General features: G+C 76.4%; 14 protein-coding genes. 2 read left to right on the top strand and 12 right to left on the bottom strand.

Annotated elements, in window-relative coordinates; genetic code table 11:
• Positions 1-19: 19 nt before the first annotated feature.
• The 7 genes from AS188_RS12610 to clpS form a co-directional block, all read right to left on the bottom strand.
• Complete coding sequence (locus tag AS188_RS12610; protein WP_058859147.1) at positions 20-886, bottom strand: phosphotransferase family protein; 867 nt, start codon at positions 884-886, stop codon at positions 20-22.
• A 22-nt stretch (positions 887-908) separates the two neighbouring features.
• Positions 909-1,565: an RdgB/HAM1 family non-canonical purine NTP pyrophosphatase gene (gene rdgB, locus AS188_RS12615; protein ID WP_058859148.1), complete on the bottom strand. Its 657-nt coding sequence runs from the start codon at positions 1,563-1,565 to the stop codon at positions 909-911.
• The gene (gene rph / locus AS188_RS12620) at positions 1,558-2,343 is read right to left on the bottom strand and encodes a ribonuclease PH (RefSeq protein WP_058859149.1); all 786 of its coding nucleotides are present in this window, start codon (positions 2,341-2,343) and stop codon (positions 1,558-1,560) included. The genes rdgB and rph overlap by 8 nt, the downstream gene beginning before the upstream one ends.
• Positions 2,344-2,353: 10 nt before the next feature.
• A complete protein-coding gene (locus tag AS188_RS12625) occupies positions 2,354-3,214 on the bottom strand; it encodes an MBL fold metallo-hydrolase (protein WP_083529443.1) in 861 nt (286 codons plus the stop codon).
• 54 nt (positions 3,215-3,268) lie between these two features.
• Positions 3,269-4,198: a glutamate racemase gene (gene murI / locus AS188_RS12630; RefSeq protein WP_058859150.1), complete on the bottom strand. Its 930-nt coding sequence runs from the start codon at positions 4,196-4,198 to the stop codon at positions 3,269-3,271.
• A 126-nt stretch (positions 4,199-4,324) separates the two neighbouring features.
• The gene (locus tag AS188_RS12635; protein WP_058859151.1) at positions 4,325-4,882 is read right to left on the bottom strand and encodes a DUF2017 domain-containing protein; all 558 of its coding nucleotides are present in this window, start codon (positions 4,880-4,882) and stop codon (positions 4,325-4,327) included.
• Position 4,883: 1 nt separating this feature from the next.
• Positions 4,884-5,237, bottom strand: a complete 354-nt coding sequence (gene clpS / locus AS188_RS12640; RefSeq protein ID WP_058859152.1) for an ATP-dependent Clp protease adapter ClpS — start codon at positions 5,235-5,237, stop codon at positions 4,884-4,886.
• A 106-nt stretch (positions 5,238-5,343) separates the two neighbouring features.
• Between clpS and AS188_RS12645 the strand changes: the two genes are divergently transcribed.
• Both AS188_RS12645 and AS188_RS12650 read left to right on the top strand, forming a co-directional pair.
• Positions 5,344-6,639 carry a nicotinate phosphoribosyltransferase gene (locus AS188_RS12645; protein WP_058859922.1) on the top strand — a complete coding sequence of 432 codons (1,296 nt, stop codon included), beginning with the start codon at positions 5,344-5,346 and terminating at the stop codon, positions 6,637-6,639.
• Positions 6,640-6,679: 40 nt separating this feature from the next.
• Complete coding sequence (locus tag AS188_RS12650; protein WP_058859153.1) at positions 6,680-7,288, top strand: isochorismatase family protein; 609 nt, start codon at positions 6,680-6,682, stop codon at positions 7,286-7,288.
• Positions 7,289-7,342: 54 nt separating this feature from the next.
• On the opposite strand, the gene AS188_RS12655 is transcribed toward AS188_RS12650, so the two are convergent.
• The 5 genes from AS188_RS12655 to AS188_RS12675 form a co-directional block, all read right to left on the bottom strand.
• Entirely contained in the window at positions 7,343-9,148 is a 1,806-nt protein-coding gene (locus AS188_RS12655; protein WP_058859154.1) for a DEAD/DEAH box helicase, read from the bottom strand.
• Positions 9,149-9,451: 303 nt separating this feature from the next.
• Positions 9,452-9,784, bottom strand: a complete 333-nt coding sequence (locus AS188_RS12660) for a DUF3039 domain-containing protein (protein WP_083529445.1) — start codon at positions 9,782-9,784, stop codon at positions 9,452-9,454.
• Between the two features lie 63 nt (positions 9,785-9,847).
• Positions 9,848-11,497: a hypothetical protein gene (locus tag AS188_RS12665; RefSeq protein ID WP_236944982.1), complete on the bottom strand. Its 1,650-nt coding sequence runs from the start codon at positions 11,495-11,497 to the stop codon at positions 9,848-9,850.
• Complete coding sequence (locus AS188_RS12670) at positions 11,479-12,336, bottom strand: ABC transporter ATP-binding protein (RefSeq protein ID WP_083529446.1); 858 nt, start codon at positions 12,334-12,336, stop codon at positions 11,479-11,481. The genes AS188_RS12665 and AS188_RS12670 overlap by 19 nt, the downstream gene beginning before the upstream one ends.
• A gap of 117 nt (positions 12,337-12,453) precedes the next feature.
• On the bottom strand, positions 12,454-13,410 hold the full coding sequence (locus AS188_RS12675) for a tetratricopeptide repeat protein (RefSeq protein WP_083529447.1): 957 nt from the start codon (positions 13,408-13,410) through the stop codon (positions 12,454-12,456).
• Between the last annotated feature and the right edge of the window lie 124 nt (positions 13,411-13,534).

The following is a 13,534-nucleotide window of genomic DNA, read 5'->3' on the forward strand; positions in this document are numbered from 1 at the left end:
CCAGCCTACTGGGCCGGCCTCAGGCGGAGGGCACGCGCAGGTTCGCCTCGATCCAGTCGTCGGCCCGGGCCACGGCCTGGTTGACCTGGGCGGTGTCGAGGTCGTGGTGCAGGGCGTAGGCGACCGCCTGCAGCGGGAAGGTGCGGGCGTGCAGGCGCGCGCGCTCGTAGACGCCCTCGGACACGGCCCCGCGCAGGGCGTCCCACCCGTACCACAGCCCCAGCGAGGCGGCGTCGTGGGCCGGGTCGTAGAGGCACGCGTGGTCCCAGTCGATCACGCCCGTCAGCTGCGCCCCGTCCCAGAGCATGTTGTGGCCCATGAGGTCCCCGTGCACCAGCGTGGGGGCCACGGTGGGCAGGGCGGCCAGCTCGGCGACGGCGTGCCGGGCCGCGTCCCGGTTGCGGGGCAGCAGCCGCGGGATCACCTCGTCCAGGAGCACGTGCCGGCGCCGGTGCCCGCCCCAGTGCTGGCCGGGACGGTCGAGGTGGCGGGCGAAGCCGGAGGCGTCGACCCCGGCGAGCTCGGTGAGCACCCGGTGCAGGACGGCCGGGTCCACGTGCCCGGGCGGGTGGGGCACCCCGGGCACCCAGGTCAGGCCCACGCCGGTGTACCCGTCGGAGCGCACCACCCCGGTGAGCGGGCGGGGCGTGGCGAACGAGAACCGCGGCAGGCGCCGCAGCACCTCGGTGCGCCGCTCGACGTGGGCGCACGAGGTGGGGTTCTTGGCGATCCGCACCGAGATCACGTGCCCGACGTTGACGACCACGTGGGCGGAGCCGCCCGCGTGCACCTCCCAGTCCCCGCGGTCGGCGGTGATCCCCGCCTCCGCCAGGACGGCCTCGACCGCTCGGGCGAACGGCAGGTGCTGGAGGGAGGACCAGGGCATCGGGATCGTCTCGGCTCGGGGCTCAGTCGGGGTCCGCGGCGGCGCGCGGCACGGGGTCGAGGACGGCCAGCAGGTGGGGCAGCAGCGCCCGCAGGGCCTGCCCGCGGTGGCTGATGGCGTTCTTCTCGGCCTGCTCGAGCTGGGCGAGGGAGCGCTGCTGCCCCTCGGGGCGCAGCACCGGGTCGTAGCCGAAGCCGTGCTCGCCCACGGGTTCGCGCAGCAGGGTGCCGCGCAGCTCGCCCCGCTCGACGTGCTCGTGCCCGTCCGGGGTCGCGAGCGCCGCCGCGCAGACGAACCCGGCCCCGCGGTGGGCGTCGGGCACGTCGGCGAGCTGGTCCAGCAGCAGCCGCAGGTTCGCGGCGTCGTCGCCGTGGCGGCCCGCCCAGCGGGCGGAGAAGATCCCGGGCGCCCCGCCCAGGACGTCGACGGCGAGCCCGGAGTCGTCGGCCACGGCGACCAGCCCGGAGGCGGCGGCCGCGGAGCGGGCCTTGAGCAGGGCGTTGGCCTCGAAGCTGACCCCGTCCTCGACCACGTCGGGGGCCCCCACGGCCGCGGCGTCGACCACGAGCCGCTCGACGTCGGCGCCGGGCACCGCCTCGGCGAGCAGGGCCCGCAGCTCGGCGAGCTTTCCGGGGTTGCGGGTGGCCAGCACCACGCGGGCGCCGTCGGGCTCAGGCACCGCCGGCCTCCCGGAGGGTGCGCTGCTGGATCTGGGTGAGCTCGGCGCACCCCGCGAGCGCCAGGTCGAGCAGGGCGTCGAGCTCGGCGCGGTCGAACGGGGCGCCCTCGGCGGTGCCCTGCACCTCGACGAAGTCGCCGGAGCCGGTGACGACCACGTTCATGTCGGTCTCGGCGCGCACGTCCTCCACGTAGGGCAGGTCCAGCATCGGCACGCCGTCGATGATCCCGACCGACACGGCCGCGACGGTGTCGGTCAGCGGGCGGGCCCGGCGGGCCACGAGTCCCTCGGCCTGCGCCCAGGCCACGGCCTCGGCGAGGGCCACGTAGGCGCCGGTGATCGCCGCGGTGCGGGTCCCGCCGTCGGCCTGGAGGACGTCGCAGTCCAGCACCACGGTGTTCTCGCCCAGGGCGGTGAGGTCGATCACGGAGCGCAGGGAGCGGCCGATGAGCCGGGAGATCTCGTGGGTGCGCCCGCCGATCCGGCCCTTGACGGACTCCCGGGCCGAACGGGTGGAGGTCGCGCGCGGGAGCATGGCGTACTCGGCGGTCACCCAGCCGCGGCCCTCGCCCTTGAGCCAGCGCGGGACGCCCTCGGTCACGGAGGCGGTGCACAGCACCCGGGTGCTGCCGAACTCGATGAGCGCGGAGCCCTCCGCCTGCTGGGACCAGCCGCGGGTGATCGTGATGGGGCGCAGCTGGTCGGGGGTGCGGCCGTCGGCCCTGGCCGTCCCGGGGGTCGGGGGCTCCGGCGCGGTGGACTCGGCGGGGTTCTGCATGCCCCCCACCTTACCCCGCACCCTGCCCGGCGGCGCCCGCCGCTGCGGCCCCGCCGGCGCGTCCGGTGCGGGGCGGGGTGCGGCGGACGACGCGGTAGGTGTAGGCGGGCTCGGCCACCCCGATCGGCCCGGCGAAGACGGCCTCGGCCTCCTCGACGGCGCGGGTCGGCGAGTTCCACACCGGCAGGTGCGTCAGCAGCAGCTTCCGGGCCCCGGCGTCCCGGGCGGCCTCCCCCGCACGGCGGCCCGTGAGGTGGATGCCGCGCAGGGCGTCGTCGCGGCCCTCGTGGTAGGCGGCCTCGCACAGGAAGACGTCGGCGTCGCGCGCCGCCCGCACGAGCCCCTCGCACGCGTCGGTGTCCCCGGAGTAGGCCAGGGTGCTCGGGCCCATGACCCCGTCGTAGTCGATGCGCAGGGCGTAGGGCTCGGGGGTCGGGTGCTCCACGAGGTAGGGGGTCACGGTGAACGGCCCGATCCGCACGGGCCGCTCGGGCCGCCAGGCGTGGAAGTCGAACTCCCCGTGCATGCCGGGGCCGGCCGGCAGGCCGTGGGTGGAGGCCAGGTACCGGTCGGCACCCTCGGGGGCCCACAGCGGGATCCGGGGGGCGTCCCACCCGCGCGGGTCCCACTTGACGGCCACGTGCAGCCCGGCGAGGTCGATGCAGTGGTCCGGGTGCAGGTGGCTGACGAGCACGGCGTCGATCTGGTGCAGGTCGATGTGGCGCTGCAGGACCCCGAGGGCGCCGTTGCCCATGTCCAGCAGCACCCGCCAGATCCGGCCCCCGGCGTCCTCGCCGCTGACCAGGTAGCAGGACGCCGGCGAGTCCGGGCCGGCGAAGGAGCCGGTGCAGCCGATGATCGTCAGTTTCATGGGCGGGGTGCCTTCCAGGGGACCGGTGGGAGGGCGGCGGCTGCCGCCGGGGGCTCAGGGGCGGTGCGGGCCGGCGGCCATCTCCGGGGTGATCCGGGCCAGGGAGCCGGTGGGGTACTGCTCGGCCACGGAGCTGGTGTGCCGCACCCGGGCGACCTCGGGCCCCAGGAACCGGCGGGCCAGGACCTCGAAGGCCTCGGCGTCGCCCGTGGCGAGGAACTCGTGCTCGGCGGGCAGCCCGGGCTCGCGCTCGAGGCCGTGGCCCACGAGCGCCCGGTAGACGTCCTTGGCGGTCTCCTCGGCGCTGGAGACGAGGGTGACCGCGTCCCCCATCACGTAGGAGATCACGCCGGTCAGCAGCGGGTAGTGGGTGCAGCCGAGCACGAGGGTGTCCACCTCCGCGTCCCGCAGCGGGTCGAGGTAGGCCTGGGCGGTGGCCAGCAGCTCGGGGCCCGTGGTCACCCCGGCCTCGACGTAGTCGACGAACGCGGGGCAGGCCACGGAGTGCAGCCGCAGGTGGGGCGCCGCGGCGAAGGTGTCGTCGTAGGCGCGGGAGCCGACGGTGGCCTCCGTCCCGATCACCCCGATCCGCCCGTTGCGGGTGGAGGCCACGGCCCGGCGCACGGCGGGCTGGATCACCTCCACGACCGGGATCCCGTAGACGCGCGTGTAGCGCTCGCGCGCGTCGCGCAGCACGGCGGCCGAGGCGGTGTTGCAGGCGATGACGAGCAGCTTCACCCCGGAGTCGACGAGCTCGTCCATGATCCGCAGCGCGTGGGCGCGCACCTCCGCCAGGGGCAAGGGGCCGTACGGGCCGTGGGCGGTGTCCCCCACGTAGACGATCCGCTCGTGGGGCAGCTGGTCGATGATGGCGCGGGCGACGGTCAGCCCGCCGACGCCCGAGTCGAACACTCCGATGGGCGAGCCCGGGTTCGGCCCGGCCGCGGTGGGGGCGCCGGCCCCCGAGACGTCGTCATCCTGCATATCGACAAGAGGGTAGTCCCGCCCGGACCCCCGGCCCAAACCCCGCGGCGCACCGGCGGGCGTGATGCCGGTCACCGCGCGGCGGGCCCGGCGCGGTCCCCCGCGTCGGCGCTGGTCGGGGCGGGGTCACTCGCGCGGCAGCTCCTGGAGCAGGGCCTGCACGAGGGTCTCCTGCAGCCACGAGACGAAGTTGTACAGCAGCGACATGTACGTCTCGACGTCCTCGACGGCCGACCAGTCGTCGTGCGCGCCGATCCGCTCGGCGTCGGCCTCGCTGCGGATCCCGAGCCGGTCGGCGAGGACCAGGCGGACGTCGTTGAGGGCCCGGCCGAAGGCCCCGGCCTGCTCGGGGTCCAGCCGCACCGGCTCCGCCTCGAGGGCGAGCGCCGCCTGGCGCAGCGCCCCGATCTTGGCCTCGCGCAGCCCGCGCTCGGTGTAGCGGCGGAACTCCGCGGCCCGCTCGGGCTCGGTGCTCGCGTCGGGCAGCAGCCGGCGGACGGCGGGGTCCTCGGGGGCCGAGGCGTCCGCGGAGACCCCGAGCATGCGCTCGAGGGGGTCCTGCGGGTGCTCGTCGGGGGCCAGCGCCTCGGCGACGTCGGCGAAGAGCTTGCCGAGCACCTGCTTCTCGGCCGGCTCGAGGCGCGCGGTGATCCCCCGGCGGGTCGCGCGGAAGCCCTGGGCCATCTCAGCGGCCCCCCGCCTGCTCGAAGGTGGCCCACAGGCCGAACCCGTGCAGCGCCGCGGTGTGCGTCTCCGCCTCCTCGAGGGAGCCGCTGGCGACGACGGAGCGGCCGCTGTGGTGGACCTCCAGCATCAGCGCCCGGGCCCGCTCCTCCGGGTAGCCGAAGTAGGAGCGGAACACCCAGGTGACGTAGCTCATGAGGTTCACCGGGTCGTCCCACACCACCACGTTCCAGGGCAGGTCGGGGGCGAGCCCGGTGGTCCCCCCGGTCTCGGTGCCGGTGCCCGGCAGGACGGTGGCCGCGGCGGCGGCGGGCGCCCGGAGGACGGGGGCGGGCGGGGTGCGGAGCTCAGGCATGGTGGTCCCATCGTAGCCACAACGGGCGGGGCGGGCACCGGGCGTGGCTAGAGTGGTCCCCGTGAACCAGCGCACCCACGCGTGGGCCCCGCCGCCCACGGCACTGATGACCGACCACTACGAGCTGACCATGCTCCAGGCCGCCCTGCACTCGGGCACCGCCCACCGCCGCAGCGTGTTCGAGGTCTTCGCCCGCCGCCTGCCCGCCGGGCGCCGCTACGGGGTGGTCGCGGGCACGGGCCGGCTGCTGGAGGGGCTGTCCTCCTTCCGCTTCGGCGACGAGCAGCTGCGCTTCCTGGCCGGCACGGGGGTGGTCAACGACGCCACCCTGGGCTTCCTCGCCGACTTCCGCTTCACGGGCTCGATCTCGGGCTACGCCGAGGGCGAGGCCTACTTCCCGCACTCCCCCCTGCTCGTGGTGGAGGCCACGTTCGCGGAGGCCTGCGTGCTGGAGACCTACTTCCTGTCGGTGCTCAACTACGACAGCGCGGTCGCCTCCGCGGCCTCCCGCATGGTCGGGGCCGCCGCCGGGCGGCCCTGCATCGAGATGGGCTCGCGCCGGGCGCACGAGGAGGCCGCGGTCGCGGCGGCGCGGGCGGCCGTGATCGGCGGCTTCGACTCGACCTCGAACCTCGAGGCGGGGCTGCGCTACGGGCTGCGCACCGTGGGCACGGCCGCGCACTCCTTCACGCTGCTGCACGACTCCGAGGAGGACGCCTTCCGCGCCCAGCTGCAGTCGATGGGCCTGGGCACGACGCTGCTGGTGGACACCTACGACGTGGGGACCGCCGTGCGCCGGGCCGTGGAGCTGGCCGGGCCCGAGCTGGGCGGGGTGCGCCTGGACTCGGGCGACCTGGTCGCCCAGGCCGCCTGGGTGCGCGAGCTGCTCGACTCCCTGGGCAACCACCGCACCCGCATCACGGTCACCTCGGACCTCGACGAGTACGCGATCGCCTCGCTCAACGCGGCCCCCGTCGACGCGTTCGGCGTGGGCACCCGGGTCGTGACGGGCTCGGGCGCCCCGACGTCGTCGATGGTCTACAAGCTCGTGGCGCGCGAGGACGGCTCCGGGCGGTTGCGCCCGGTCGCGAAGGCCGCGAAGGGCAAGGCCTCGGTGGGCGGGCGCAAGCACGCCCTGCGCCGCCGCGACGAGCACGGGCGCGCCACCCACGAATTGGTCGGCATCGGGGCCATGCCCGAGGACGACGGCGACGACCGGCCGCTGCTGCAGGAGTTCGTGCGCGACGGCGAGCTGCTCGAGGGCTGGACCGGCCCGGAGGGCGTCGTGCGGGCGCGGGAGCGCCACGCGGCCTCCGTCGCGGAGCTGCCCCCGGCGGCCTGCCGGCTCAGCGAGGGCGAGCCCGTCCTGCCCACCGTCCTCGGCCCCGGCGCGGGGGCCTGAGCGACCCCGCCGCACCAGCACCGCACAGAGGAGGAACGCCATGAGGACCGCACTGATCGTCGTCGACGTGCAGAACGACTTCTGCGAGGGCGGCTCCCTGCCCGTCGAGGGCGGGGCCGAGGTCGCCGCCGCGATCTCCGAGCACCTCGAGGACCACCACCCCGACTACGCCGCCGTGGCCGCCACGCAGGACTGGCACGTGGACCCCGGGGAGCACTTCTCGCAGACGCCGGACTTCGTGCGCTCGTGGCCCGTGCACTGCGTGGCCGGGACCCGCGGGGCCCAGCCGCACCCGGACCTGGACACCGACTGGATCGGGGCGTGGTTCCGCAAGGGCGAGCACGCCGCCGCGTACTCGGGCTTCGAGGGCCTGCTCGCCCCCGACGCCGACGTGCCGATGGGCGACGACGAGGACGTCGAGGAGGAGGACGTCAGCCTCGACGACTGGCTGCGGGAGCAGGAGATCGAGGCGGTGGAGATCGTGGGCCTGGCCACGGACCACTGCGTGCGCGCGACCGCCCTCGACGCCGTCGAGGCCGGCTACGAGACCCGGGTGCTCGTGGGCCTCACCGCGGGCGTGGCCCCGGCGACCACGGAGCGGGCCCTCGAGGAGCTCGCCGCGGCCGGCGTGGAGCTCGTCGGCCCCTGAGCGATCCCCCGAGCGGCCCGCACCGCCCGCCCCGGCCGCGCTGGGGCGGGCGGCTCACTTGCGCCCGATGAACCAGTCCTGCAGCTTCTGCACGCGCGCCTGCAGCTGGGCCTCGTTGGCCTGTGCCACGGGCGGGCCCCCGCACACGCGGCGCAGCTCGTTGTGGACGACCCCGTGCGGGGTCCCGGTCCGGGCCGCCCAGGCCGAGACGTTCTTGGACAGCGTCGCGCGCAGCTCCTTGAGCCGGCGGTGGTCCGGGACGGCCGGCTCCGGGGCGGCGGGACCCCGGGCGGAGCGGCGCCGCGCGTGCTCGCGCTGGCGCTCGCGCAGCAGCTCGGAGACCTGGTCGGCGTCGAGCAGCCCGGGGATGCCGAGGAAGTCGGCCTCCTCCTCGGAACCCACCGCGACCCCGCCGCCGAAGGCGCCGCCGTCGAAGAGCACCCCGTGGAAGGAGGCGTCCGAGCCGATCGCCTCGAAGCGGCCCTGGGCCAGGGACGCGGAGGCCTTCTCCTCCCGGTTGGCGGCCTCGAGCAGGTCGTCGTCCCAGCCCTCCTCCGTGAGGTCGGCCGGCAGCCCCTCCGGCTCGGCGGCGGGGCGGTCGAGGGCGTGGTCCCGCTCGGCCTCCATCTCGTTGGCCAGGCCCATGAGGGCGGGCACCGAGGGCAGGAAGACGGAGGCCGTCTCCCCGCGCCTGCGGGCGCGCACGAAGCGGCCCACCGCCTGGGCGAAGAACAGCGGGGTCGAGGTCGAGGTCGCGTAGACGCCCACGGCCAGGCGCGGGACGTCGACGCCCTCGGAGACCATCCGCACGGCGACCATCCACCGGTCCTCGCCCGCGGCGAACTCGTCGATCTTGTCCGAGGCGGCCTTGTCGTCGGAGAGCACCACGGTGGGGCTCGAGCCCGTGATCCGCCGCAGCTGCGCGGCGTAGGCCTTGGCGTCCTGGTGGTCGGTCGCGATGACCAGGGCCCCCGCGTCCGGGACGGTGCGGCGCACCTCGGTCAGCCGCTGGTCGGCGGCCTGCAGGACGGAGGGGATCCACTGCCCCTCCGGGTCCAGCGCGGTGCGCCAGGCCTGGGCGGTGATGTCCTTCGTGAAGCCCTCCCCCAGCTCGGCGGCCATCTCCTCGCCCGCGCTCGTGCGCCAGCGCATCTGCCCGGAGTAGGCCAGGAAGATCACCGGGCGCACCACGTGGTCCTTGAGCGCGTCGCCGTAGCCGTAGGTGTAGTCGGAGGTCGAGCGGCGGACCCCGTCGGCGTCCTCCCGGTAGCGCACGAACGGGATCGGCGCGGTGTCGGAGCGGAACGGGGTGCCGGTGAGCGCGAGCCGGCGCACCGCCGGGTCGAACGCCTCCCGCAGCCCGTCGCCCCAGGTCAGGGAGTCCCCGGCGTGGTGGATCTCGTCCATGATCACGAGCGTGCGCCCGGCCTCGGTGCGGGCCCGGTGCAGCAGCGGCTTCATCGCGACCTGCGAGTACGTCACGGCCGCGCCCACGTAGTCGCGCCCGTGGGAGCCGTCCGCGTTCTTGAAGTTGGGGTCGATGGCCAGCCCCACCCGGGCGGCGGCGTCCGCCCACTGGCGCTTGAGGTGGTCGGTGGGGGTCACCACGGTGATCCGGTTGACGGTGCCCCGGTCGAAGAGCTCCTTCGCGACCCGCAGCGCGAAGGTGGTCTTGCCGGCCCCGGGGGTCGCCACGGCCATGAAGTCCCGGGGCTGGGTGTCGAAGTACCGCCGGAGGGCCTCGGCCTGCCAGGCGCGCAGCTTCGGGGCGGTGCCCCACGCGGCGCGGTCGGGGTAGGCCGGAGGCAGGTCGGCGGCGGCGGTGCCGCCGAACAGGGACAGCTGGTCGTCGTGGGACACGCTGCGACGTCCTCTCGCTCGTTCGTCGTCGCGCGGCGGGGCCGCGCGCTGGGGGCCGGTGCGGGCCCGTGCGGGGTTTCCGGGAGGGACCCGGCGCAGGGGGTCCCGGCGCCGGGTCCCGGGCTCGGACGCCGGGGCGGGCGGGCCGGGGGCGTGGTGCGGGCGGGCCCGGGCCGGGCGGTCCCGGTGCGGAGCCGCCGGACGGCGCTGCGGCGCAGCCGGACGGGGGCCCGCGGGGCCGCGGCGCCGGGGGCCACGCAAAAGCGCCCGCCGGCGGCGGGCGCTTCGGCGGGCGGACCCGGCTCAGCCCTGGTCGTCGTCCTGGCCGGGGCGCAGGCCCTCGTAGATCTCCTTGCAGGTGGGGCAGACCGGGAAGCGGCTCGGGTCGCGTCCGGGCAGCCAGACCTTGCCGCACAGCGCGATCACGGGCTCGCCCGAGAGGGCGGACTCCATGATCTTCTCCTTGCGCACGTAGTGCGCGAACCGCTCGTGGTCCCCGGGCTCCTGCAGCTCCCGGGTCTCCTCGCGCTCGATGGTCGAGGTGCCGCCCGCGGGACGTGCCGGATCGGTGCCGTAGGGGCTGTCGTCCAGCCCGCTGGTCGGGGTGCCGGTGGTCGACGCTGGGATGAGGTCCATGCGGGCCAGTTTACCCCCGTCCGTCCTCGGCCCGCGCCGGACCCGGCGCCCCGGTGCCGCGGCTCAGCGGAACTGCGCGACCTCCTGCAGCAGCTCGGGGGCGCGCCGGTCGTACCAGCGCCCGCCGAGGACGATCCCGCCCCAGCACAGCAGCGGCCCCAGGACGGCGCCCACGGCGAGCGCGGCCCAGCCCCACGCGGGCTCGCCGGTGAAGACCTGCACGAGGACGGGCACGGCAGCGGGCAGCACCAGCACGACGATCAGGCCCAGGGCCACGAACTGCACGAGCACGTTGAGCACCGTGAAGCCCTGCGGGGTCTTGAACGGCGACTGCCCGGGGGCGGCGACGGGGTAGGTGTAGCGGGCCGACATCACCGAGGACAGCCCCGCCCCGCCGAGCAGCGCCAGCAGGGTGGTCCCGGCCAGGCCGGGCAGCAGCTCCCACCGGCCCTGCAGGGCGAAGGGCAGCAGCAGCCCGAACGCGGACAGCGGCACGGCGATCACCAGCAGCGCGAGCACCCGCCCCGCGCGGTCGTCGCGCCCGCGCACGCCGGTGAGCAGGTGCAGGGAGACCGCGGTGTTGTCGAAGGAGACGTCCCCCGAGATCTGGTAGGCGAGCAGGGCCGCGAACATCGGTCCGAGGGCGTAGAAGAGGAACCCGGCGCCGGTCTGGGCGCTGGAGAACCACACGACCGCGGCGATGGCGGGCACGACGACGAGGGCCCCGGAGTAGCGCGGGTCGCGGACCCAGTAGACCAGGCAGCGGGCGGCCACCGCCGCCCAGGCCCGCTCGGGCACCCGGTCCAGCAGGCCGGCCCCGGACCCGGCGCGCCCGGCGGCGGTGCGCTCGGTCACCACGGAGGTCAGGGCGCGCTGCTGCACGGCCCGCCACGCGAGCACGAGGGCGGCGACGGTGAGGGCCGTCAGCCCGGCGCGCAGTCCCGCGTCGGCCCAGCGCCCGGCGGCGGCGTCGGCGGGCACGGCCCACACGGCGCCGACGGGGGTCCAGGCGAGGACCCCGGCCCACTGCGGCAGCCGGTCCCAGACCTGCTCGAGCCCGCTCATCAGCCCGGAGAACACCGGTCCCAGCAGGACCAGGCCCAGCAGCGCGGCCAGGGACAGCGCCTCGGTGACCCGACGGCGCCGGCCCAGCCCCACGGCCAGGGCGGTCACGCAGCGGGAGCCCGCGACGAGCAGGGCCAGGGCGAGGGGCAGGCACAGCAGCGCGGCGGCGAGCGCGGCCGGCGAGGAGCGCCAGGAGGCCGTCGCGGCGAGCAGCGCCACGACGGTCAGCACCCCGGGCACCCCGACGAGGGCGCCCAGGGCCTGGCCCCACTGGACCTGGCCGGTGCTCAGCGGGAACAGGGCCAGCCGGGCCGGGTCCAGGGTCGCGTCGGCGCGGGAGGAGAGCACGGGGACCAGCCACCAGGCGGCCACGAGCGCGGAGCCGGCCAGCACGAGCACCGTGCGCACGAGCTCGGCGGGCTGCCCGCCTAGCACGACCAGACCGACCACGACCGTGCCGAGCAGGAACAGGAAGTAGGCGGCGCCGAGGACCGTGCCCACGAGCACCCACGTGCTGCGGGTCATGGTGTTGACGAGGATGCGGGCCTTGAGCCCGACCAGGCGCAGCGCCGGCCGGGTCCCGGCCGCGGGGCCGGGACCCGGCACGGGGGCGGGGGCCGGCACGGGGCTCACTCCGGGCGCAGCCACGACAGCCCCTCTCCCCCGTCGGCGCGCCCGCCGACGAGGTCCACGAAGCGGTCCTCGAGGGAGGCCCCGGCCCGGACCTCGTCGACGGTGCCGGCGGCGAGCACCCGGCCGCGGTCGAGCACGGCCACGTAGTCGCACATCCGCTGGACGAGGTCCATGACGTGGCTGGAGACGACGACGGTCCCGCCGCCGTCGACGAACCCGTGCAGGATCGCGCGGATGTTGGCGGCCGAGACGGGGTCGACCGACTCGAACGGCTCGTCGAGCACGAGCAGGCTCGGGGCGTGGATCAGCGCCCCGGCCAGGGCGATCTTCTTGGTCATGCCCGCGGAGTAGTCCTGCACCTGGGTGCCGGCGTCGCCGAGGAGGTCCATGGCCCGCAGCAGGTCCTCGGTGCGCTCGGCCACGGTCGCCCGGTCCATCCCGCGCAGCAGCCCGGAGTAGGTGACGAGCTGGCGGCCGGTGAGGCGGTCGAACAGGTGCACCCCGTCCGGGAGCACGCCCATCAGCTGCTTGGCCCGCCGCGGCTCCCGCCACACGTCCGCCCCGGCGACCCGCACCGTGCCGGCGGTCGGGCGCAGCAGTCCGGTGGCCATCGACAGCAGGGTCGTCTTGCCCGCCCCGTTGCGGCCGACGAGGCCGAAGAAGGAGCCGCGGGGGACGTCGAGGTCGACCCGGTCCACGGCGGTCTTGGCCGAGGGGTCGCCGGGCCGGCCGAAGACCCGCACGAGCCCGCGCACGGACAGGGCGGGGGTCCCCCCGGGACGGTCCGGGGGCGGCGGGCCCTGCTGGGGCAGGGGCGGGGGGCGGTCCGGGGACGGCGGCGCGGGAGAGCTCATGGGGCCAGCCTAGGCAGGGGCGCGGGCCGGGACATCCGGCGCACGGCGGATCCCGGGCCCGCCGCGCGGGCGGGAGCGGGGGCGGTCTCCGCCCCGGGGCGGAGGCCGCCCCGGGGCTCAGAACAGGGCGCGCATCAGGGCGCCGCGGGCGGCGACCACCCGGGGGTCCTCGCCGCCGACGACGTCGAAGAGCTCCAGCAGGCGGCGGCGGACGGTGTCGCGGTCCTGCCCGGCGGTGCGGCGCACGAGCTCCAGCAGCCGGCGGAAGGCGTCCTCGACGTGCCCGCCGGAGACGTCGAGGTCGGCCACGCGCAGCTGGGCGTCGACGTCGTCCGGGGCGGCGGCGGCCTCGGCGCGCACGGCGGCGGCGTCCAGCGGCATCACGCGCTGGAGCAGGTGCACCTGGGCCAGGGCGAGCTTCGCCTCCCGGTCCCCGGGGTTCTCGGCGATGGCGCGGCGGTAGGCGGCCTCGGCCCCCTCGAGGTCGCCCGCCTCGAGGGCGTCCACGGCCTCCTGGTGCAGGGGCGGCAGCGGCGCCGGCTCGTCGTCGGCGCGCACGGGCTCGACCGTGCCGGTGATCCCGTTCTGCTCGGCCAGGGCCAGCAGCTCGTCGAGGTACTGCGCGGCCTGCTCGGCCGGCACGGTGGTGTTGAACAGCGGCACGGGCCGGCCCCCGAGCAGCGCCACGACCGTGGGCACCGACTGCGCCTGGAACATCTGGGCGATCTCCGGGGCGGCCTCGGCGTCCACCGACGCCAGCAGGATCCGGCCGCGGTGGCGGTCGACGAGCTCGGCGAGGGTGTCGGTGAAGGCCACCGACTGCTCGGAGAAGCGGGCCCAGAGGGCGAAGACGACCGGCACCTGCGCCGAGAGCTGGGCGAGCTCCTGGACCTCGGCGGCGGTCACCTCCCGCCGGTACCCGCCCGGTGGGGCGTCCTGGCCCGCGCCCTGCCCGGCGGCGGGGGGCGGGGTCGCCGCCCCCAGGTCCACGGCGCCGCGGACCGAGGCGGGCAGCGGGGCCTGCTGCGGAGCGGTGCCGGCGGGGCGGGGCTGCTGGTGCTGGAACTCGTTCACGTCGAAAACGTCCTCTCGCGGGGTGTGCGGTCGTCGGGGCGCCGGCGCGGGCGCGGGTCCGGACTCGATTATCGGCCCCCGCGCCCCGGGGCGACCACCGGGGCGGGCCCGTGTCCGCTCCCGG

This window comes from Kocuria flava, assembly GCF_001482365.1.
Taxonomy (GTDB): Bacteria; Actinomycetota; Actinomycetes; order Actinomycetales; family Micrococcaceae; genus Kocuria; species Kocuria flava.

Coding starts and splice junctions, on each gene's coding strand:
- AS188_RS12650 (WP_058859153.1), top strand. CDS start 6,680: ATGAGGACCGCACTGATCGTCGTCGACGTGCAGAACGACTTCTGCGAG.
- AS188_RS12635 (WP_058859151.1), bottom strand. CDS start 4,882: ATGGCCCAGGGCTTCCGCGCGACCCGCCGGGGGATCACCGCGCGCCTC.
- AS188_RS12670 (WP_083529446.1), bottom strand. CDS start 12,336: ATGAGCTCTCCCGCGCCGCCGTCCCCGGACCGCCCCCCGCCCCTGCCC.
- AS188_RS12610 (WP_058859147.1), bottom strand. CDS start 886: ATGCCCTGGTCCTCCCTCCAGCACCTGCCGTTCGCCCGAGCGGTCGAG.
- AS188_RS12660 (WP_083529445.1), bottom strand. CDS start 9,784: ATGGACCTCATCCCAGCGTCGACCACCGGCACCCCGACCAGCGGGCTG.
- clpS (WP_058859152.1), bottom strand. CDS start 5,237: ATGCCTGAGCTCCGCACCCCGCCCGCCCCCGTCCTCCGGGCGCCCGCC.
- AS188_RS12625 (WP_083529443.1), bottom strand. CDS start 3,214: ATGAAACTGACGATCATCGGCTGCACCGGCTCCTTCGCCGGCCCGGAC.
- AS188_RS12645 (WP_058859922.1), top strand. CDS start 5,344: ATGACCGACCACTACGAGCTGACCATGCTCCAGGCCGCCCTGCACTCG.
- rph (WP_058859149.1), bottom strand. CDS start 2,343: ATGCAGAACCCCGCCGAGTCCACCGCGCCGGAGCCCCCGACCCCCGGG.
- murI (WP_058859150.1), bottom strand. CDS start 4,198: ATGCAGGATGACGACGTCTCGGGGGCCGGCGCCCCCACCGCGGCCGGG.